We start from the raw sequence: 22,610 nt of genomic DNA on the forward strand, positions 1-22,610 counted from the left end.
TACATTAACCATATAAATTGAACCAAAGGTGTTTACACGGATCACTCCGATGACAGAATAACCTTCCAATCGCTGTTATCCCCAGATTTCTTGAATCCCTTTTCCAAAGGGGGAAATCCGGTGATAAAGGCGAAGCTTATGCTTCCGATGTAGCTTTCTTTCAGAAAGCTTTTGGCTTCGCTTCTCCAGGTTTTTTCTGTCCTCTCCGTTAATGTGTAAATAGATAGTTCGATTTATATGGTAAAAAATTCAAAAAAAATTACTCAGTATTAATGCCCATTATTTATGTGGTCGGTCGTTTATTATATTTGGCGACCCCGCCTGATTTCTCCAGCCGTTTGGAGAGGAAACCGATAAAGATCGGCAACAAAATTGCCGTGGTCACAACACTTGCCGCAATCTGCACCGTAGCAATCTCCGCAATAGGGCCAAATGAAGCGTTGGCAGCTACGATGGCAGCTGGTGTACCTACCGCATTACCCGCTGTGGAACCTTCAGATGCGCCAACAATGGGATTCCAGCCGATGGCTTTGAAGAGCAAGTATCCAACCCCGCCTGTAAGAAGCACAGTCAGCACGCCGAGCAGAATTCCACCAAGTCCACCTTGGATAATAGAGGAGAAGTTGATGCCCATACCGAGCGCAAAGGCAAAAAACGGAACGAGCTTGTCACTGCCTTTGTGCAGCCATTCAGCCATATTACGATCCAGATTACCAATAATGACACCAACGATCAGTGGAAGCAATACCGCAACAAAGGACATCGGAGAGAACATACCGTTCGCAAAGCCCATCGCACCAAAGATCGAGAGCGCTACCATCGTTAGAAACGGTCCGTCACTAAGTGCGAGGAACGGGTAGGCTGCTTTATCATCTTCTTTGCCATATTGACCTGCAAGTGCAATGTAGAGGCCACCGTTGGAGTTCGTCATAGCTGCAATAATGGCAAGCGGAGCAAGTCCTAGAAATAAGCCGTTTGAGTCAGCGAGTAGAATAGCGATGAAACCAAGACCAGCACCGATTACCCACTTGAACGTAAGCAGGGTCAAACCTTTGCCGACAGAGGAACCAGCTGTTTTAAATGTGATCTGTGTACCTGCAATTAACAGGAATAATGCAATGAGTGTGCTCGCACTGTTTACAAAAAGAGCTTCTGTAAATCCACCGATGCGTAGAGCATTCGGGAAAAATGTATTGATCGTTGCACCTAGCAACAGGGGAACAACCATCATACCGCCAGGGATGCGATCGAGAGTAGCTTTAATGTTCATAGTCGTAGCTCCTTATGAAGTAATCGTTTTCTTAAGCGCTTGCAGAGACTATGTTAGCTTATGTTGTTTAAATTAGCAACAATAAATTATTGTAAATTTAAAGTAAGTTCAAAATTGTTTAAAAATGCAACACAATCATCATGTGCAGTCCAATATCCATTGAACGAGCATAAGGAGTGCTGCTCTTGAAAAGAAGCCCGCAAAAAAAGCCTATAAAAAAGGCGTAAACTTAAAGTTAATCTTTAAGTTTACGCCATAATGTGGCTCGGTTAATCCCCAGACGCTCAGCGGCTTTGGATTGATTATTATTTTCTTCCTGTAGCACTCGCTTAATGACTTCCTGCTCAATTTCTTTTAATGTACCACCAAGCTTCATTGCACTTACATTTGCCGCAGACTGTTGATGAAGTAGACGGGTTAAAGTGCCCCTCGTAATGACATAATCCGGTTCATTCAGGGCAGCTTGTTTGATCAGATGTTTCAGTTGATTGACGTTCATCTGTGCGGCCTGATCCCGAATTATCTGTAATGCATCCTCCTTGATTCGTACAGCGGTAGTGCCGTATTTGTGATAATACCCCGTCAGGAAATGCTGCATCAACGGTTCAAGATCCTCCGTACGTTCGGCCAGGCTTGGCATCATGAGTGTGTTCAGCTTCAGCCGGAGTGTCCAATTCGGATCAGGCACTTGCTCACTTAGAATAAACAGACCGATGTTGTTTTGGAGACAGGTCTCGATGAAGGTAAGCAGCTCAGGATCGTTCAGGCGTGATTCGATCTGATTCAACTCGACCGTTTTCACCTTGGTTAACGGGATTTTGTGCAAATGACCTGAAGGAACCTGGGAGAGATCAATTTGCAACAAAAGTCCACCGCCAGCATGTATCTGATGCATATGTTTGACCAGAAAGGATTTACCAGAGTCGGCTTCGCCCAATAAGTATATCGCTTCATTATGCGAATAGAGTGCGCGGATATTCTTTAATACAGCCTGCATGGCAGGTGATTCGGCAACGATGGGCTCCATCGAGGAATCGGTGAACGTGGTGATGCCGAATTGTGCAAATGCGTAAGGTTCTTCTTTTTCCAGCAGATACACCTTGTAGCTCTTGTTATCCAGCTTGGTTTCATAAGCCTGCACCGTCAATTGATAATCGTCTACCATAAACACGTTCTGAATTTTGGATTGATGGAACTCCAGACTTGTGTTCATTAGATACAAGTGATTTTCGGTGAGTGGATTATGATCAAAATCAGCCCAGTTTTCAAAAACTACTTCGTCCTGTTCGTCCAAAATCAGCAGATTCCGATGCTCTTGGGTCACGAGATCATGGAGTATGATGGAGACCGTCTGATTTTTGCTCAAATAACGGTAGACTAGCTGTGCATCCTCCATGGCTCTGAGAATGGATTCGGTGCCCGATTGAATCAATAAACCGTCCAGACCGTAGGCCTTTGCGGTATTCACGGTAATAACGTCACCCACAATCTGCTGGTACCCAGAGGCCTTCAACTCCAGTAGTAACCTGGCGACCTCTTCGGAGCTATGTATGGTGTAAACTTTGAGCGGCAGATCCATCAGGTCGATTATGGACTGTGCGCCAGATGTAATGTTGGAGAATCCAACGATAGCTGTATGTCCGTTAAACTGGCTTGCCAGTGTGAGAGAACGAATCATGTCATAGCCAGATAGCTGCACATCGATGACAGGAACGGCCACCGCTTGTTTAATGAGTTGCGCGGTTCCACCACGGCTAATAATAATTTCTGCACCGTTTTTCTCAGCTTGAATGGCCAGCTCTACCCCTTTTGCCAAGTCACCCACATCGGTCTGGATGGATAGCTCAGGATAGCGCGGGATGCATTCTTCTATAATAGGAATCATCGATTCATAAGGAGCGATGAAATGAACTCGTGTACGCATAGTTTTCCTGCCTTTTATAAAATCATTGATCCCTTTATTATAGCTAATTTGAAGAAGAAAGGCATCTTTGAAGAGGAGTGAAGCGAGGTATGAAGAACGGTGTGACGAACTGCACTGAATCAAAACAACATGTATTTCAAAATTAAAGCATTGGGAAGGAATTTACCTGAGTGCATAGTTAGAGCGTGTTTGCGACATCAAAGCTAATTTATATAAAGGAGTCGAGACATATGCCAAATATACATAAAGCCGCTGATCCAGACCATATTATCCAGTGTGTGGTGGAGCGATTCCCTTGCAGAGTGCTGTGGAGCGAAGGCCGTCCGTGCCTGGAGTATCAGCGGCAAGAGGATGTGGCAGATATTACAGAATACGTGCGGACTGCGTATGGTGTGGAGCTGCTGGATGTCTTTTTTACAGCGGTGGAGAGCCTGCCTGAGGAGATGTAGCCAGAGCTTAGAATCATTTTAATGAAACGTATGCGGTGTTATTCATGTATTATATTCATATGAACATACCCGAAGGAGGAACAAATGGTGGGAATCTTATCGAGGTTTAGAGACGTGATGAAGGCCAATGTGAATCATATGCTGAACCGGGCAGGCGACCCGGAGAAAACGGTGAACGAGTACATGCGGAGCCTGAGCAGTGACCTGGGACAGGTGAAAGCGGAGACAGCCGCGGTACTGTCGGATGAAAATCGGGCCAAGCGGGCACTGGATGAGTGCCAAGCTGAGGTGAACAAGTTGCAACGTTATGCGGAGAAATCAGCGGAGTCAGGTGATGTGGACAAGGCACGCAGCTTTTTGGAGAAAAAAGTGAAGCTGGCTGACAAACGCAATGAATTACAAGCGGCATATGACCGGGCCTCCGCCAAAGCGCAGATGATGAAACACATGAACGACAAACTTGTTGCAGATTTGGGGACATTGGAGGCAAGACATGCAGAGCTGAAAGGCCGCATGGCTGATGCGAAGGCAAAGCAGCAGTTGAATGAACAAAATGCATCTGCGAGCCGTGCTGAATCTGCGTTTAAAGCGATGGAAGATCAAGCGAATCAGGCATTAAATGAAGCGGAAGCACTTGCCGAGCTTCGTGCAGGCACACAGGAAGATGATCTGGATGAACTTATTGCACAGCTGGAGCGGGATATGAACGCGGATGCGGGTAATAGGAATAGAGAGAATCCAAGTCCAAGTGCGGACGAGGAACTGGCAGCGATCCAGGAGAAACTAGGGAAGTAAGACATCCGATTTAGACACGGAGGTGAACAGATGCCGGTATTAGAGTATAAATGTCCGAATTGCGGCAGCGGCATGATTTTTGATAGTGTGTCCGGTGCATTATCTTGTCCGAGCTGCGGGCGGCAGGACAACATTGAACAGCTCCCTGATCCCTTGAAGAAGCAGGTGTTTACGGAGGGGGAAGTGAAGGAATATCACTGCAACAGCTGCGGAGCAGATATCGTGACCGAACCGGAGACAAGTGCAACGACATGCAGTTTCTGCGGTGCGGCGGTGGTGCTAAGTGATCGGCTGACGGGCAATTTGGCCCCGGCGATGGTGATTCCTTTTTCCATCAACAAAGATCAAGCGAAACAGGCGTTCAAAAAATGGTGCAGAAACGGTCTGCTCACGCCCGGTGGCTTCATGACCGCTGATCGCATCCAGAGCGTTACCGGCATATACGTGCCGTTCTGGCTTTATGATTTACATAACCGAATTGAGGTCCATGCTCAGGGTACCAAGGTACGATCCTATACGCAGGGTGACTACCATTATACGGAGACGCAGCATTTTGATATTTATCGTAAAATTCGGTTGGAATACGTGAATCTGCCCATCGACGCATCGGAAAAAATGAACGACGAGCTGATGGATAAGCTGGAGCCTTTTCCCTACAATGAGCTGAAATTGTTCAAAACCCCGTATCTGGCGGGATATATTGCGGAAAAATACAGTTATTCCGAAGATGAGCTTTTCCCACGGGCCAAGGATAAGACAAGATCCTACATTGATTCTTACATCGCCTCTACCGTATCGGGATATACAAGCGTGAGCTACATCAATAAACATATCGATACCACGCTCAAAAATGCAGACTATGTCCTGTTACCCGTATGGATGGTCAACTATGATTACAACCACAAACAGTACACCTTTGCCATGAATGGACAGACGGGTAAAGTGGTCGGCAAACCACCGATCAGTAAAGCCAAAGTGGCTGGATGGTTTACGGGTGTCGCCGCCGTTTCACTGTTGTCGCTGAAGCTGGTGTCGTGGATGATGGGAGGCGGATTCCTGTGAGCCAAAAAAGACCCGTAGTTGCGATGGCAGCGCTAATTGTACTTCTAGTGACCATGCTCGCTCCGATCTTTCCGATATCATCGGCATCCGCAGCCGAGAACAAAAACCTCATCTACGATGAGGCTAACCTGTTAAGTGAACAGGATCGAAATGAATTAAATGCACTGGCGAATCAGTATTCGGCGGAGCGTCAGACGGACTTGATCATTTACACGACTAACAACGAGGAACAGAAGGAAGATAAGCTTCTGACTCAGGAATTCTACGATAACCGAGCACCAGGGTATGATAAACCTCATGGGAACACCGTTATGCTGACATTGGATATGTACAATCGGAAGGTTTATGTGGCGGGTTTTTATAAAGGTGAAGAATACGTCGACAACGACCGAACCGCTAGAATTACAGACAAAATTTACTCGGATTTATCAGAAGGCAATTATCGGATCGCTTTTGAAAAGTTTCTGAACCTGTCTTACGAATATCTGGATCTCAAGCCTGGAGTGAACCCGGATAATATTATATTCAAAACATGGTTTCAGCTTGCCGCATCTGTAGCGATTGGTGGTATTGTCGTTGGTGTCATGACCTATCGTTCGGGCGGACGTGTGACGGTGAACCGCGCTACTTATGAGGATTCGGATAACTCTCATGTGATTGATCGTCAGGATCGATATATTCGCACAACGGTCACGAAGACCAAAATTGAGAAAAACAATAACAACAGCGGAGGCGGCGGTGGTGGAGGTACGACCGCAGGTGGACATTCGCACAGTGGTAGTAGCCGATCGTTCTAACCGCAATAACCAGACATATCGTCAACATTTATTGAATGATGGCACAACGTAGATGAAGCTTGATAGGGTTACTATAGAAGGGACGGGATCGAACATGGGATTTTTCAGAAATCAGTTCTCCAACGTAGTGGAATGGGAAGAATTCAGAGATGATATGATCTTCTGGAAGTGGAACAACCGAGAGATTAAAAAGGGCAGTAAGCTGATTATCCGCTCGGGACAGGATGCGATTTTCCTGAATAACGGTAAGGTGGAAGGTATTTTTGAGGACGAAGGTTCGTTTAATATCGACTCGGAGATTATTCCGTTTCTGTCCACGCTAAAAGGATTCAAGTTCGGATTCAACAGCGGTATGCGGGTTGAGGTTTTGTTTGTAAATACAAAGGAGTTCACCGTCCGCTGGGGTACGCAAAGTCCGGTACTGATTCCGACACCGCAGCTTCCCGGCGGTATGCCGATTCGGGCGAACGGAACGTTTAACTTTAAGGTGAGTGACTATGTCACCCTGATCGATAAAATCGCAGGCATCAAACAGAGTTACCTGGTGGAGGATGTCAAAATCCGCATCACGTCTGTGCTGGATCAGCTACTGATGAAGTGGATTAGCCGTGAGGGCAAGGACATGTTCAATCTACAAGCGAATGCATCGGATATTGCACGCGGTATTCAAGAGGATCTGGATATGCAGATGATGGATATCGGGATTGGCATAACCGGCTTCCAGGTGATGAGCTTTAACTATCCGCAGGAAATTCAGGATATGATCACCAAAACGGCCTCCCACGAGATGATCGGCAATCTGCAAAAGTACCAGCAGGTGAGTATGACCGACGGGATCTCTTCCGGTAAAGTACAGGGCGGCGGTGCAGCTTCCGATATGGCAGGTATGATGATGGGTATGAACATGGCGAATGAAATGCTGAAAAACATGAACCAGAACAATCAGAACTCCAATCATCAAAATTCAAATAACCAAGGGAATAACCAAAGCAACCAGAATCAAAGTCAACAGCAGAATAATAATGCGGGTGCGCCTTCGTCTTCTGGTGAGGATGGCAAAAAGCCAAACTTCTGTCCGAACTGTGGTGCCAAAAATGAAGGAGCCAACTTCTGTCCGAACTGCGGACAAAAGCTGGCCTGATCGCTTGCTAAATCCGGATTCCCGAAGTAACGGGATACCTGAGGTTCAACTTCAATTTAAGCTTATCTAACTGTATGCTAAGCATAACTTCGAATAAAAGGTTAGTTCTACAGGAGATCATATCCGTAGGGCTAACCTTTTATTGATTTTAATTATATAGGAGCGATACGTTTGAATGCGAAGCAAACCCGCTTGATTTTTCATAAAAACAAAGTGTTGACAACCAAAACAAAATCAATTATCTTTATATTAAGATATTTAATTTGAATGAAAGTGACAGCAAGACTAACACAAGAATATACTCAAATAAATATCTTCAAATGATTGAACAGGAGGAGAGATCCAGATGATGATTCCAACATTGACGCGAATTAATGAACTCGCGAGAAAAGCCAAAGCAGGTGGGTTGACGGAGATGGAACAGGCTGAACAGGCTCGCCTTCGCCAGGAATATTTGCAGACTTTCCGTGGTTCAGTCAACGACATTTTGCTGAATGCCACCATCTACGATCCAAACGGCGATGACGTGACTCCAGATAAATTGAAACAAGAACAGGCTTCCAGACAGAATCCATAGATTTTGTTGCAGAAGCAGAGGGGCACTAAACGTTCCCTGATTAGGGAGTTCACGATAAACTGTGCTACTCGTGCGGATGTTAGTCTCAATCCGGCACTAGTAGCACAGACCATATATCTTAATTTAAAGATAGTATGATTCCACTATAAATAAGCATACAAACCAAGGAGGAAATAATCATGAATATTCAAACGACAGGCATCCACCACATTACCGCTTTTGCTGGAGATCCGCAGGCTAACGTTGATTTTTACGCCGGAGTTCTGGGACTTCGTCTAGTGAAAAAAACAGTAAACTTCGATGCACCGGATGTATACCATCTGTACTTCGGAGATGAGCACGGCAGTCCAGGAACCATTATTACCTTCTTCCCGGCGGCTGGTTCACCACGAGGCCAGATTGGCGGCGGTCAGGTAGGCATCACTTCATATGTCATTCCACCGGGTTCTATGGACTTCTGGCAAAATCGTCTGGAAAGTTTTAATATCGAATTAACTCGCACTAACCGCTTTGATGAGGAATTGCTGCAATTCGAAGATAGCGAAGGCTTGCGTCTGGAGCTTGTTGAGCGGGAAGAAGGAGCGGCAAATACTTGGGTGCAGGAAGGTATTCCTGCTGAACATGCAATCAAAGGGTTCGGTGGAGCCGTACTGTTCAGTGTGAATCCGCAGCGTACGATGGATGCACTTGAGCGTATTCTCGGATTTGTGAAAGTGGGCGAAAATGAAGAATATGCCCGCTTCCGTTCCATCGGAGACATTGGCAACATCGTGGATGTGCCTGTTACCCGCGTGCCACTTGGTATGGGCGGCGCAGGAACGGTGCACCATATCGCATGGCGTGCAGTCGATGATGCACAGCACGCGCAGTGGAGTGAAGCCGTGCGCGGGTATGGCTACCAGCCGACGCCGGTACGGGATCGTCAGTATTTTAACGCGATTTACTTCAGAGAAGCTGGCGGCATTTTGTTCGAAATTGCGACTGATCCTCCAGGCTTTGCCAAAGACGAACCCGCCGAAGCGCTTGGACAGAAACTGATGCTGCCAGAGTGGTTTGAGCAATACCGGACTCAGATCGAGGATAATCTGCAGCCCATTCAAGTCAGAACACTTACGCCTGTCACAGCTGTGACAGAGTGAGATAGAGAGATAAAGGATATTGGAAGGTTGTTCTGTCCTCGAAGTTTGCGTGTGGACACCTTTGTTTCAACGAATATGAAACTAAACCAAAAGGAGCATTGAGGGATGATGGAGAAAAAGGTCACCTGGCTGGAGCTGTTCTATGATTTGCTTTTCGTCGCGGCAGTCTCCAAAGCGGGCCATGTCTTGTTACATGCCGAGCATGGCGTCATTACATGGGAATATTTATTAAAGTTTGTGTTAATCTTCATTCCGGTATGGTGGGCGTGGGTAGGCCAGACCTTATTCATCAACCGTTATGGTCAGGATATTCTGAGCCATCGGATTTTCCTCATCCTTCAACTGCTGTCGGTTCTCATTATGACGGCAAGTCTGTCCACTCATTTTGACGAACACTATCTATCCTTCTTCGTAGGTTATATTGGTTCCAGAGCATTTACCGCGATTCAGTACCTGACGATCCACAAATCGAAAAGCGAGCATCAGCAGCAGGCCGCCCGTTTCCTGGGCCTCTCGTTTATCATTGGCATCGTGATCTCATCGGGTTCGCTGTTCTTTGATTCTTGGGTGCGGTATGTGATTTTGTATGCCGGAATTGCCGTGGATATTATTTTACCGCTGCTTGGTCGTAAAAATCTGGTGAAGGTGCCTGTGCAGACCCATCATCTGCTGGAACGTTTTGCTCTCTTTACGCTCATTCTGCTAGGTGAATCCGTTGTCAGCATTATCGCGGTATTGTCAGCCGACCACTGGGATTGGAAATCGATCTTGTTCGCTGTTTTTACGTCCCTGTTTGTCATCGCCATGTGGTGGCAGTACTTCGATAACGTGGAGAAAAAAGTGAGCAAAGAGATGCAAACCGCCGGGCAGGCGATCATCTACGGGCATTTATTTATCTACATCTCCCTGAGTATGATCGCTGCTTCGATCCAACTGCTGTACCAGAACCTGCTGAGCTATGAGTTTATGCTTGCGTTTGTATTTGGCTCGGTGCTACTGTATTTCCTGTCGACAACTCTTGTGTTTCATCGCTACAGACATCCGCATCTCCGTCTCCGTCCGACTCATATGGTGGTCATGGTGGGGCTGTTAGTGGCCTTTGTGGTGGTGGATCTAATCTACCGCGTTCCCGGATATGTCATCATGGGTGAGGATATGTTGTTCTTTTTGGTATATGCGAAGCTGACGACATGATCTACGTTTATATAAAAAGAGAAGCAAGAGCCACGGACGACTTTGTTCGTGGCTTTCATTTTTGCTATAAGAACATAAATATTTCTCATATATTTTCATGTACGCAATCTGTTAAGATGGGACTAGGTACAAGTAAATCTGCCATATCCATGAAGTTGGTTCTATTTTTTAAATGAGCTTAGCATGAGAAAGAGCAATTCTTGGATTATTTTGCCATCGTAGTAATTGGGGTGCGATCTAATCTTGTTTATAAATAGCCGTTTCACACAGATATGGAGATGACATTTCAGGAGGGAAATCACTTTGAGTACGAATCTAATTGGTGTTCCATTGGAAGGGTTTGCAGAATTCAGTCGTACAGTAGCTGCCGAAGGGGCGGTTTTGCTTAAAAATGAAGGACAGGTGCTTCCACTTGGCCGTTCCGAAAACGTTTCAATTTTTGGCCGAATTCAAGTAAATTATTATCGTAGCGGCACAGGTTCAGGCGGGAGTGTCCATGTCGCGTATACCACGAATCTGCTGGATGGACTACGCAGTAAAAAGAACATCACCGTCAATGAAGAACTGGCAGCGGTTTATGAGAAATGGATCGAGGAAAATCCGTTTGACGATGGCGGCAAAGTATGGGCGGCCGAGCCATGGAACCAGAAGGAAATGCCACTCACGGACGAACTGGTTGCACAGGCTAGAAGTAAATCCAGTAAAGCCATTGTGGTCATTGGACGTACCGCAGGGGAAGATCAGGATAATGCAGATGCACCCGGAAGTTATCGTCTGACCGACGATGAGAAGGCGATGCTGAAGCATGTGACGAACCATTTTGAACATACAATTGTAGTACTTAATGTCTCCAATATTATGGATATGAGCTGGCTGAACGAAACGGTTCTACATCCGATTCAAGGTGTGATCTACTCCTGGCACGGGGGCATGGAAGGCGGTAACGCGATCGCGGACGTATTGGCTGGAGACGTGACACCAAGCGGTAAACTGACGGATACGATTGCATATTCCATCGAAGATTACCCATCCACAAGCAACTACGGAAATGAGTTCAAGAACCTGTATCAGGAAGATATTTATGTGGGTTATCGTTTTTTCGAAACGTTTCGACCTGAAAAAGTACAATTTGAGTTCGGTTATGGCTTGTCTTACACCACTTTTGCTACACAAATCGAGGAAGCTCGCACGGTGACCGAGAACGGTGAGACATCGATCGAGGTTCGTGTGAACGTGACCAACTCCGGTACAACCTATGCAGGTAAAGAGGTCGTTCAGGTGTATTATGAAGCACCGCAAGGGGAACTGGGACAACCGGTGAAAGCACTTGCCGCTTTTGGCAAAACAGGACTGTTGCAGCCCGGCGATTCCGAGCTGTTAACGATCCATTTCCCGGTAAACCGCATGGCTTCGTATGATGATGCGGGTGTAACGGGATATGCTTCCGCATACGTGCTTGAAGCTGGAACGTACCGTCTACATGTGGGTACGAGTGTGAAGCAGGTAGAGCATGTTGGCGTGGATGGCCAAGATGGCTTCGTTGTGGACACGGTTCAACTGGTGGAGCAATTGCAGGAAGCGATGGCGCCAACGGAAGATTTTACACGGTTGAAACCGGGCATTCGCAAGGCAGATGGATCATATGAGCTGACTTATGTAGATGTTCCAAAGCGCAAAGTGTCTATCGCGGATCGCATCACGCAGAACTTGCCGCAAACGTTGGAGCAGACGGGAAATCAGGGTTACAAGCTGAGTGACGTGAAGGCGGGTAAAGTGAGTCTGGAGGCCTTTGTAGCTCAACTGAGTGATCAGGATCTGGCAGCAATTGTACGCGGCGAAGGCATGAGCAGTCCACTGGTTACTTCGGGAACGGCATCGGCTTTTGGCGGTGTGAGTGACAGCCTATTTAACTATGGCATTCCTGTTGCCTGTACGGCAGATGGCCCGTCTGGTATCCGTATGGATAGTGGGGAAAAAGCAACACAAGTATCTATCGGAACGCTGCTAGCGGCAACGTGGAATGCAGACTTGGTAGAAGAACTGTATGTGATGGAAGGACAAGAGCTACTTCGCAATCAGGTGGACACCTTACTCGGACCTGGACTCAATATCCGCCGCAGTCCGCTGAATGGTCGTAACTTCGAGTACTTCTCGGAAGATCCGCTGATCTCGGGTGTATTTGCCGCTGCTTGTACGAAAGGTATTATGAAGGGCGGATCTAACGCCACACTGAAACACTTTGCTTGCAACAACCAAGAGAAACACCGCAGCAAAGTCGATGCTGTTGTATCCGAACGTGCGCTACGCGAAATTTATCTGAAAGGGTTCGAGATTGCGGTGAAAGAGGGTGGAGCGAACTCCATCATGACCTCTTACAATCCGATTAACGGACACTGGGCTGCATCCAACTACGATCTGAACACAACGATTCTGCGTGGAGAGTGGAACTTCGACGGCATTGTGATGACCGACTGGTGGGCCATTATGAACGATGTGGTAGAAGGCGGAGAAGCCGATCGCAAGTTCACGAACTGGATGGTTCGCGCTCAGAACGACCTGTACATGGTTGTGCCAAACTATGGCGCAGAGATCAACGGCTGGGATGACAATACAATGGAATCGCTCGAAAATGGAACCTTGACCCGCGGCGAGCTGCAACGCTCCGCGATCAACATCTGCAAATTCATCATGAACGCGCCGGTATCCTCACGCAAACATGAGATTGTAGAGAACGTGGCCGCGTTCCAGGCGAACGCGTCTCTGACTGCGGCAAACGCCCAGTCGCTGGCTGACAATGCACAGGTAAAACCTGCGGTAACTGAGCCTGTATATATGAAAGTGTATGAAGCAGGCCAGTACCGGATTATTGTGCAGATCATGTCACCTGAGCCTGAACTGGCGCAAAGTGCATGTAATGTGCTGCTGAATGGTCAGCTTGCTACGACGATTCAAACGAACGGTACTGAAGGCAAATGGATCAGACAAAAGCTGGTGAAGGTGCAACTGGAAGCCGGACTGTATGAACTCAAGCTCGACTTTACCAAACCAGGTCTGCAGATCGATTGGATCGAATTCAAGCAGGTGTAGGTTGGGTTTTAACGGGTATGCTTGCGATATAAAAGGTGACATGTAAATGGATTGGCACTTGCATCCATTCGGGTCTCTTTCTAAGTAGAAAGTGTAATAGTGTGGTGCTAGAACCATTACTGGGATGATAACAAAGGACACTGCCTGCAGTGTCCTTTTGTTGTCACCGGAGGAGCAGACTGTTATGATCGAGTTACGGGATCGTGGTCAAACAGAATAATGGGGTCAGGGGTGTGGCAAACGATGAAAAGATACAATTACTTAAGTCCGATTTTGCTGATTGTTGTTGCATTGATCGTACGAGGACTGGTGACTAACGTATGTATGTTGTTTGGCTTGTCGCAAGAGGTGTCCAGCAATATTGCGATGCTTGCCATGATTATTGTGGCTTTGATTATGTTTAACCGAATGACAAAAGCCCGGCGTAACAAGTAAAACGGTGTGGTTTCCGATGGGACAAGTAGGTAGAAAAAAGCAATTTTGAAAGCCCTTTATTTTTTTGAAGGGTTAGGAATAGGTAAGAAAGATGCTAGCACAGGATACAAAGACGATGTAGAGATTCTTCTGCTTCGTCTTTTTTGCGTCATGTCTCAAAAATTTTTCGCCCATCAAAGGGTTGCATGGTAGACCGTGAATTCTATAAAGTTGTGGTTTTAGGGTTCACCTTCGGGTATTGACGTTCACTACCTAACGTTTTAAACTGAAGCTATAATTGAATAACGAATAAAATAACAAAAATAACAAATGGTGATGGTAGTCAAAGCAATAAGAGTCATGGAGGCAGTGAAAGAAGTAAAAGGCAGGGGGCTCACTCATGATCATGATGGCAGAGAAACAGTATGTTTTTCAGGAAGGGCAGCATTTTCAGAGCAGTCATGCGTCAACCGTCACTGTTTTGCCAGGTGGGGTGGTTATTGCAGCTTGGTTTGCAGGTTCATATGAAAAATCCAGCGACACTGCCATTTGGATGGCTGTTCAGGAGCAAGATGGCTTGTGGTCAGCGCCGCGCAAAGTAGCGGATGAAGAAGGTATTGCCCATTGGAACCCGGTGCTGTATGCACATGGGTGCTCACTTGTCCTCTTTTACAAGGTGGGACACGAAATTACAGACTGGCATACGCGCATCATGCGCTCGGAGGATGGCGGGCAGACGTGGACGGCTGCTCGTGAGTTGGTTCCCGGTGATGTGGGGGGCCGTGGTCCGGTGCGCAATAAACCTGTACGACTAGCGGACGGAACGATTTTGGCTCCAGCTTCTATTGAGCGAATGGACACGGAGAATCCGGGCAAGCAGGTGTGGGAAGCTTTTGTTGATATTTCAACCGATGAAAGCATGACATGGACGAAAAGTAAACCTGTGCCGATGAACCTGTCTGTTTATGTGGGGGCGGATCATTGGATTGCAAAAGGGCTGATTCAGCCTACTCTATGGACTTCAAGTGCTAATGATGTACATATGCTGCTTCGCAGTACGGAGGGGAAGATTTTTCGTAGCGACTCGGTGGATGGCGGCAGGACATGGTGTGAAGCTTACCCGACAGAACTGCCAAACAACAATAGCGGAATCGATGTCACACGCTTGGAGAGTGGCTTGCTTGCGCTTGTTTACAATCCCGTGAGCGGATATGCGACAGAGAGTCCCCGGACACCACTGGTGGTTGCTTTTTCGAATGACAATGGTGCGAGCTGGGGAGATGATTGGGTGCTTGAAGATGAGCCGGGAGAGTATTCTTATCCTGCCATCGTATCTCAGGGGCAGAACCTGTACATCTCGTATACGTGGAAAAGAGACCGGGTTGCGTTCTGGAAACTGAACGTTCACACATCGGAATAAAGCAAGGACCGCAGAAACGCTGATCATGCGTTTAATCGGTCCTTTCTGTCGTGGTTACTTGTGAGGAGGTGTTCCTATGAATAGGCACGTCATTAAGAGACAACCGACTTTGGAAGTCATTGTGGTAGACGTAGTAGATGCCCAAGCGGCTGAGCAGGGGGGAGCCGATCGGATTGAGCTGGTATCGGCTATGAACGAAGGTGGTCTTACGACCAGTTATGGGCAGATTGAACAGGTTGTATCCAAGGTGTCGATTCCAGTGTATGTCATGATAAGGCCCCATAGCCGCTCGTTCTGCTATAGCGCTGATGATCTTCAGGCGATGATCCAAGACATACGTGTGGCGAGGGAGCTTGGTGCAGCAGGCATCGTGATTGGAGCTCTCACCAATGAGGGAGAAGTAGATCGCTCCTTTTTACAAACTTGTCTGTTAAGCGCTCAGGGGATGGGAGTTACGTTTCATCGCGCCATCGATTCGAGTGCACATGTGGTGAGAGCACTGGAGAGCATTGGTAGCGTCAATGGAGGGAACGAGGGTAAGGGCAGGTATGAGTATGAGAGGGAGATGAAAAACAAGAGTGAGTGTGAGAGCAAGAGCAAGAGTGCAAGCGTTAGTAAGAGCGAGGAGAGTGTCGTTGAGCGTGTACTTACATCGGGAGGGAAACTTACAGCACCTGAGGGTTTGCTCGAACTACAGCAGTTGCAGGAGATAGGACAGACGTTGAATATATCGATTATGGCGGGTTCGGGTGTCACGATTGAAGGGATTCCAACCATCGTGAGCCGAACGGGGATTACCGAAATTCATATGGGATCGGGTGTGCGGCGTGGAAGCAGTTTCGATCATCCTGTAGATGCTCAGCTTGTCGCTCAGGCCAAAGCAATGTTGATTCGTGCAGTACAAGAGCTGCGGTAATAGTAGCCATTGTGTGGGTGCTGTTAGAAACAGCCAACATAGCGGTAGTTAAAGAAGCGGATGAGCAGCTAGAACAAAGCAATAAAAGCAATGAAAGCAAAATGCACTTTTCATATAAGGGAGTGTGAGCCATGAAATCAAAGCTTTCACCAGCACCAGCGGATTGGATTAAAACGGCGGCACAGGTCAGCCCATCCGAGCGCCAAATGCGATGGCAGCAGATGGAGTTTTATGCTTTTATCCATTTTACCGTGAACACATTTACGGATCGAGAATGGGGGACGGGTGAGGAAGACCCGGCAATCTTTAACCCTTCCCAATTAAACGCAAAGCAATGGGTGGAGACATGTAAGGACGCAGGCATGAAAGGATTAATTTTAACGTGCAAGCACCATGACGGATTCTGTCTATGGCCTAGCCGTTATACAGATCATACGGTCGCAGCAAGTCCATGGCGAAATGGCTCTGGTGATCTGGTTCGAGAAGTTGCGGATGCTTGTCGTGACGCCGGGTTGAAATTTGGGGTGTATCTCTCACCCTGGGATCGCCATGAAGCATGTTATGGGGATTCGGAACGGTATAACGCCTTTTTTCTTCATCAACTGCGCGAACTGTTGACGAACTACGGTGACATCTTCTGTGTCTGGTTTGATGGAGCTTGTGGCGAAGGGCCCAATGGGAAAAGGCAGATCTATGACTGGTCCGCCTATTATGCGCTCATTCGTGAGCTTCAGCCAGAAGCGGTCATTTCGGTTTGTGGTCCAGACGTACGCTGGTGTGGCAATGAGGCAGGACATACGCGCGAATCGGAATGGAGCGTTGTGCCGGCGCATATGCAGGATAATGAGAAGATTCAGGAGCAGTCGCAACAGGTGGATGATGGAGCGTTTGCGAGGAAAATCAATACACAGGACCGTGATCTGGGGAGTCGGAGCGTTATCCGTGATTATGCAGATCAGCTGGTGTGGTATCCTGCCGAGGTGAATACTTCGATACGTCCGGGCTGGTTCTATCATGCGAGTGAAGATGATCAGGTCAAAACGCTGGAGGAACTGCTTTCCGTTTATTATGGCGCCGTGGGCGGCAACGCCTGTTTTTTGCTTAACCTGCCCCCAGACAAGCGTGGTCTGATTCATGAAAATGATGTTCAGCGACTGCGGGAGTTAGGTTCAGCGCTGCGTACCACGTTCAGTGAAGACTTGGCGCAAGGCGCACAGGCGAAGGCTTCAGAGACGATGGACGAAGCACATGATGCTTCACAAGTGCTAAATCCGTATGGAGAGCGCAAACCAAAAGCTTATTGGTGCCCACGCGAAGGAACAGAGCAGGCGTGGATTGAATTGATTTTGCCGGAAGAAAAGACCTTCGACCGTGTGATGCTGATGGAGCACATCCAATCGGGGCAACGGATCGAACGATTCACGCTGGAAGTATGCGGTGAGGATGGTCGGTGGCAGGATATCTATGCCGGAACGGTGGTTGGGTATAAGCGGATTTGCTGTTTTCCAAAAGTGACTGCACGCCGGGTTCGAGTAACCATTCAGGAGTCCAGATGGTTCCCGACGTTATCGAAATTCAGCTTATTTTACAGTGAACGGGGAGGGCGTGTGAGATGGCAGTACTGACGGTTCAGGGGTCACAATTCATACTGGATGGGGAACCGATTCAGATTCTATCAGGAGCCATTCATTATTTTCGAGTGGTGCCCGAGTATTGGGAGGATCGGCTGCTGAAGCTGAAGGCCTGCGGATTCAATACGGTGGAGACCTATGTGCCATGGAATGTGCATGAGCCGCAGCCGGAGATGTATTGTTTCGAAGGCATGGCGGATGTGGAGCAATTTATTCGACTTGCGGGGAGCTTGGGGCTGCATGTGATCGTTCGTCCAAGTCCTTACATCTGTGCGGAGTGGGAATTTGGCGGATTGCCTTCCTGGCTGCTTGCGGATGACCATCTGCGGCTTCGTTGCAGTGATTCGGCGTTTCTGGCGCATGTGGATCGGTATTACGATGTACTTTTGCCCAAATTAAAACCTCTTCTGAGCACCTCTGGCGGTCCCATTATTGCGTTGCAGATTGAAAATGAATACGGCAGCTTCGGAAACGATGCGAGTTATCTGCAATATTTACGGGATGGCATGGTGCAGCGGGGCATGGATGTGCTGTTGTTCACCTCGGATGGGCCAACGGATCACATGTTACAGGCTGGTTCCGTGCCAGGACACTTGGCAACAGTTAATTTTGGGTCGGGGACCGAGTGGGCGTTTGCCAAGCTGCGTGAATATCAAGCAGAGGAACCGCTTATGTGTATGGAGTTTTGGAATGGCTGGTTCGATCACTGGGGCGAATCTCATCACACTCGGGAAGCAGAAGATGTAGCTAAAGTGCTGGAGGAAATGTTAGAAGCAGGCGCTTCGGTGAACTTCTACATGTTCCATGGCGGTACGAATTTTGCATTTTATAATGGGGCGAACTGTCAGCAAAAGGATCAATATGAACCAACCATCACAAGTTATGACTATGACTCACTGCTTAGCGAATCAGGTGAACCGACAGCGAAATTTTATGCGATCAGAGAGGTTCTCTCGCGCTATAGTGGTTCTCAAAAAGAGGATCGTAGCTCAGAAACGGGAGGTTTGTTTTTACCAGAACCTATAGGAACGGCCGCTTACGGCAGGGTCGAGATGAGGCAACATGCTAGTTTGCTTCAGCAACTGAATGCACTGGCTGTTCCAATGCACCGTACAAATCCGGAGCCGATGGAGAAGCTGGGGCAGGATTACGGATTTATCAGTTACCAGACGTGGATATCCGGGCCAAGAGAGCGCCAGGAGTTGGTCGTTCAGGAGGTACGTGATCGGGCACTGGTGTTTATAGATGGCCTTTTACAGGGAGTACTGGAACGTGGAAATCCCACGGCGACGATATCCTTTGAAGTACCCGCGGAAGGCGCAGAGTTGCTCATTCTTGTTGAGAATATGGGGCGAATCAATTATGGGCCGTACCTGAGAGATCCGAAGGGAATTACGGAGGGTGTGCGGCATGGATTTCAGTTTTTGTATGATTGGACGATTCATTGTTTGCCGATGACCGATCTTTCGGGTTTATCTTTTGCTGTGCTGTCTGAGCTTGAGAGTAGCGTAAGAACAGTAACAGAGGAGCCATTTTTTTATCGAGGAAGTCTTCATATTGAAGATGTGTTGGATATAAAGGATACCTTTCTGCGTCTGGACGGATGGACAAAAGGAGTTGCATATGTAAACGGATTCAATCTGGGGCGCTACTGGAATAAAGGCCCGCAACAGACGTTGTATGTCCCTGCGCCTCTTCTCCGTCAAGGGGAGAATGAGATCATTATATTTGAGCTTCATGGGACGGCAGATGCCGCTGTCATGTTCGTGGATCAGCCGGAATTGGGCTAGAAAAGGAAAATCGGTGAGCCATGCGATTATTGGCAATTGCCCTATGGACTGGAACAAGGTATACGTTGGGTATGGACACCCATCACAGGAGAGGGAGAGGGAGAGGATGAGGAAGATGAAAGTTGGACTCAGCACATACAGTTTGCAGCAAGCGTTGGATCGTAAGGAGCTGACTGTGCCGGATGCTGTTCGGTGGATTGCGGAGCAGGGCGGGCAGCATGTGGAGATTGTACCGATGGGCTTCAGTTTGATCGATAATCCAGCGTTAATTGAGGAAATCAAAGCTACGGCTCGGGAGGTTGGTATCGACATCTCCAATTATGCCATTGGTGCAAATTTTGCGGTTCAGGAGAATGCCGAGACTTTGGAAGAAGAAATTCAGAGTATTATGCGCCACGTGGATGTCGCCGCTGCCCTGGGTGTGAAACGGATGCGCCACGATGTGGCTTTCCGGCCTGCACCGGAGGGTACTGTAGCACAGTTTGAAGCCGACCTGCCCGTACTCGTCAAAGCCTGTCAGCGAATTGCCGACTATGCCGCAGGCTTTGGCATTACAACAAGTGTGGAGAACCACGGATATTATGTGCAATCGAGCGAGCGGATTCAGCGGCTGTTACATGAGACGGGTCGGGAAAATTTCAAAACGACGCTGGATATCGGGAATTTTCTCTGTGTGGATGAAGATCCGGTGAGTGCGGTGAAAAATAACATTGCTCACGCGTCTATCGTTCACGCCAAAGACTTCTACTGGCGTCCTTCCACCCGGAATCCCGGCGAAGGCTGGTTCCAGACTTCCCATGGCAATTATCTGCGTGGTGCTATCGTGGGCCATGGTGATATCGACATGCCAGAGGTGTTTCGTGTGATGAAGCAGTCCGGTTACGAGGGATATATCTCGGTTGAATTCGAAGGCATGGAGGATTGCCGAACCGCCTCGCGCATTGCAATGGATAACGTGCGCCGTTTGTGGGATGAGGCGTGACAATATGTAGTTATGTGTCTTGCTATGATATGGGATCGCTATGCTATCCCGTGTCGATTGGTTTAGTGCTGTGAGGTGCAGTGTAGGGAGTCTTCTATACAGGAGGTTTAGTAAAAAAGTAGGCTGTATGAAAGAAGACGTCGTTATCCGTTCTCTCTCAGATGAAATACATTGAAATGTAATCAGTATGAATGATTCAAGGTCGTACAACTTTTTATAAAAGGTGGCTCTGCCGAGCTGAACGATATTCTTTTTCATTTTTAACACTGGAGGGGTAGTAAATGTCCAAATTAAAAGTCGCTGTCATCGGTGCCGGTTCGATATCCGATTGCCACCTGCAAGCGTATGCCAGTAATCCGGAAGTAGAGATTTATGCGATCTGTGATCTGAACGAAACCCGTGCAACCGATGTGGCGAAGCAGTATGGAGCAACCCATGTGTTTACGGACTATAGAGACTTGCTCGCTCTACCGGAAATTCATTCGGTCAGTATCTGTACCTGGAATGATTCGCACGCCGAAATCAGTATTGCGGCGCTGGATGCAGGCAAAAACGTGCTGTGCGAGAAACCCCTCTGCCAGACTGTGGAGGATGCATTAGAGGTAGAAAAAGCCGTTCATCGCAGTGGTAAGCTGCTACAAGTAGGCTTTGTTCGCCGCTATAGTGACAATGCTCAAATTTTGAAAAAGTTCATCGACGAAGGTGAACTTGGCGAAATCTATTATGCCAAAGCCTCCAGTCTGCGCCGTCTGGGCAACCCGGGTGGCTGGTTTGCGGATAAAAGTCGCTCCGGCGGCGGCCCGTTAATTGATATCGGCGTACATGTTATCGACATTTGCTGGTACCTGATGGGTAGACCGAAGGTGAAATCCGTTTCCGCTAACGTCTCCAATCGTCTCGGCAACCGGGCAAACATTCGCAATCTTTCGTTCTATAAGGCTGCCGATTACGATGCAGAACAGAACACCGTGGAGGATATGGCGAATGCATTGATCCGTTTTGAAAACGGAGCAAGCCTGCTGGTCGATGTCAGCTTCACTCTGCATGCAAAGGCTGATGAAACAGCAGTTAAGCTGTATGGCGACAAAGGCGGAGCCGAGCTGGAGCCCGAGATTTCAATTGTTGGCGAGAAGTTCGATACCATTCTGAACATGACACCGCAGGTCGATTTCAAATCCTTTGACTTCATGGGTTCGTTCCGTAATGAAATCAACCACTTTATCGATAGCACGCAGGGCCGAAAAGAAACCCTCAGCCCCGTCGAAGACGGTGTGGAAGTCATGAAAATGCTATGCGCCATCTACGAATCCGCGCGCGAGGGTAAAGAGATCACGTTGTAATTTACACGTGAAACGGAGTGACCCAGTGTAGTGTAAATCCACCAGTGATCTTAAGTCATTTGTTCTACCCAAACGGAGGAATAAGTAACCCGACGTATCCAAGTTACCCCATCGACGAGGTGAAACCGTCATTGCCCGTTGTAAAAATCATTTACACGTGAAACGGAGAGTGCAGAACCAATCTGGAGAAGCGAAGCGCTCGCCTGAAAGCTTTCTGCAAGAAAGCTACATCGGAAGCATACGCTACCACCGGATTTCCCCATCAGGGAAATAATTCATAGAAATCCGGGGGTAACAGCGCTCGGAGGATTGTTCTGACCGCGGAGTGGTCTAGTGTAAATTCACCAGTGATCTTAAGTCATTTGCTCTACCTAAAACGGAGGAATAAGTAACCCGACGTATCGAAAGTTACCCCATCGACGAGGTGAAACCGTCTTTGGCGTTATAAAAAATCCATTTACACGTGAAACGGAGAGTGCAGAACCAATCTGGAGAAGCGAAGCGCTCGCCTGAAAGCTTTCTGCAAGAAAGCTACATCGGAAGCATACGCTACCACCGGATTTCCCCATCAGGGAAATAATTCATAGAAATCTGGGGGTAACAGCGATCGAAAGATGGTACTGCAATCGGAGTGGCCTAGTGTAAATTTAATCTTTTTTTACAGCGTGAGAAATTTCAACTA

General features: G+C 47.8%; 18 protein-coding genes. 16 read left to right on the forward strand and 2 right to left on the reverse strand.

Annotation, left to right across the window (positions count from 1 at the left end; genetic code table 11):
• Positions 1 to 283 precede the first annotated feature (283 nt).
• Together ACT89M_RS01085 and ACT89M_RS01090 are read right to left on the reverse strand one after the other, a co-directional pair.
• Positions 284 to 1,270 carry a 2-keto-3-deoxygluconate permease gene (locus ACT89M_RS01085; RefSeq protein ID WP_154891533.1) on the reverse strand — a complete coding sequence of 329 codons (987 nt, stop codon included), beginning with the start codon at positions 1,268 to 1,270 and terminating at the stop codon, positions 284 to 286.
• Positions 1,271 to 1,505: 235 nt separating this feature from the next.
• Positions 1,506 to 3,194 carry a PrpR N-terminal domain-containing protein gene (locus ACT89M_RS01090; protein ID WP_308723422.1) on the reverse strand — a complete coding sequence of 563 codons (1,689 nt, stop codon included), beginning with the start codon at positions 3,192 to 3,194 and terminating at the stop codon, positions 1,506 to 1,508.
• 230 nt (positions 3,195 to 3,424) lie between these two features.
• Between ACT89M_RS01090 and ACT89M_RS01095 the strand changes: the two genes are divergently transcribed.
• From ACT89M_RS01095 to ACT89M_RS01170, 16 genes are all read left to right on the forward strand, one after another.
• The gene (locus ACT89M_RS01095; protein ID WP_308723421.1) at positions 3,425 to 3,643 is read left to right on the forward strand and encodes a hypothetical protein; all 219 of its coding nucleotides are present in this window, start codon (positions 3,425 to 3,427) and stop codon (positions 3,641 to 3,643) included.
• Between the two features lie 87 nt (positions 3,644 to 3,730).
• The gene (locus ACT89M_RS01100) at positions 3,731 to 4,438 is read left to right on the forward strand and encodes a PspA/IM30 family protein (protein ID WP_186809812.1); all 708 of its coding nucleotides are present in this window, start codon (positions 3,731 to 3,733) and stop codon (positions 4,436 to 4,438) included.
• Between the two features lie 30 nt (positions 4,439 to 4,468).
• Positions 4,469 to 5,500, forward strand: coding sequence for a TFIIB-type zinc ribbon-containing protein (locus tag ACT89M_RS01105; RefSeq protein ID WP_308723420.1), 1,032 nt, complete (start codon positions 4,469 to 4,471; stop codon positions 5,498 to 5,500).
• 23 nt (positions 5,501 to 5,523) lie between these two features.
• Complete coding sequence (locus ACT89M_RS01110) at positions 5,524 to 6,297, forward strand: TPM domain-containing protein (RefSeq protein WP_373323321.1); 774 nt, start codon at positions 5,524 to 5,526, stop codon at positions 6,295 to 6,297.
• A 94-nt stretch (positions 6,298 to 6,391) separates the two neighbouring features.
• The gene (locus ACT89M_RS01115) at positions 6,392 to 7,438 is read left to right on the forward strand and encodes an SPFH domain-containing protein (protein WP_308723418.1); all 1,047 of its coding nucleotides are present in this window, start codon (positions 6,392 to 6,394) and stop codon (positions 7,436 to 7,438) included.
• A gap of 349 nt (positions 7,439 to 7,787) precedes the next feature.
• On the forward strand, positions 7,788 to 8,015 hold the full coding sequence (locus ACT89M_RS01120) for a DUF896 domain-containing protein (RefSeq protein ID WP_308723449.1): 228 nt from the start codon (positions 7,788 to 7,790) through the stop codon (positions 8,013 to 8,015).
• Positions 8,016 to 8,194: 179 nt separating this feature from the next.
• A complete protein-coding gene (locus tag ACT89M_RS01125) occupies positions 8,195 to 9,154 on the forward strand; it encodes a ring-cleaving dioxygenase (protein WP_154891528.1) in 960 nt (319 codons plus the stop codon).
• A 105-nt stretch (positions 9,155 to 9,259) separates the two neighbouring features.
• Positions 9,260 to 10,348: a low temperature requirement protein A gene (locus ACT89M_RS01130; protein WP_154891527.1), complete on the forward strand. Its 1,089-nt coding sequence runs from the start codon at positions 9,260 to 9,262 to the stop codon at positions 10,346 to 10,348.
• A gap of 303 nt (positions 10,349 to 10,651) precedes the next feature.
• Positions 10,652 to 13,435: a glycoside hydrolase family 3 C-terminal domain-containing protein gene (locus ACT89M_RS01135; protein ID WP_308723417.1), complete on the forward strand. Its 2,784-nt coding sequence runs from the start codon at positions 10,652 to 10,654 to the stop codon at positions 13,433 to 13,435.
• Between the two features lie 243 nt (positions 13,436 to 13,678).
• Positions 13,679 to 13,870 carry a hypothetical protein gene (locus ACT89M_RS01140; RefSeq protein ID WP_090924244.1) on the forward strand — a complete coding sequence of 64 codons (192 nt, stop codon included), beginning with the start codon at positions 13,679 to 13,681 and terminating at the stop codon, positions 13,868 to 13,870.
• A gap of 379 nt (positions 13,871 to 14,249) precedes the next feature.
• On the forward strand, positions 14,250 to 15,269 hold the full coding sequence (locus ACT89M_RS01145) for a sialidase family protein (protein ID WP_308723416.1): 1,020 nt from the start codon (positions 14,250 to 14,252) through the stop codon (positions 15,267 to 15,269).
• Positions 15,270 to 15,345: 76 nt separating this feature from the next.
• Positions 15,346 to 16,185, forward strand: coding sequence for a copper homeostasis protein CutC (locus ACT89M_RS01150; RefSeq protein ID WP_154959877.1), 840 nt, complete (start codon positions 15,346 to 15,348; stop codon positions 16,183 to 16,185).
• A 131-nt stretch (positions 16,186 to 16,316) separates the two neighbouring features.
• Positions 16,317 to 17,810, forward strand: coding sequence for an alpha-L-fucosidase (locus ACT89M_RS01155; protein WP_308723415.1), 1,494 nt, complete (start codon positions 16,317 to 16,319; stop codon positions 17,808 to 17,810).
• Positions 17,798 to 19,606 carry a glycoside hydrolase family 35 protein gene (locus ACT89M_RS01160; protein WP_308723414.1) on the forward strand — a complete coding sequence of 603 codons (1,809 nt, stop codon included), beginning with the start codon at positions 17,798 to 17,800 and terminating at the stop codon, positions 19,604 to 19,606. The genes ACT89M_RS01155 and ACT89M_RS01160 overlap by 13 nt, the downstream gene beginning before the upstream one ends.
• Positions 19,607 to 19,721: 115 nt before the next feature.
• Positions 19,722 to 20,588, forward strand: coding sequence for a sugar phosphate isomerase/epimerase family protein (locus tag ACT89M_RS01165; RefSeq protein WP_308723448.1), 867 nt, complete (start codon positions 19,722 to 19,724; stop codon positions 20,586 to 20,588).
• A gap of 281 nt (positions 20,589 to 20,869) precedes the next feature.
• Positions 20,870 to 21,928, forward strand: coding sequence for a Gfo/Idh/MocA family protein (locus ACT89M_RS01170; protein WP_308723413.1), 1,059 nt, complete (start codon positions 20,870 to 20,872; stop codon positions 21,926 to 21,928).
• Positions 21,929 to 22,610 lie beyond the last annotated feature (682 nt).

Source organism: Paenibacillus sp. NN59 (genome assembly GCF_057597225.1).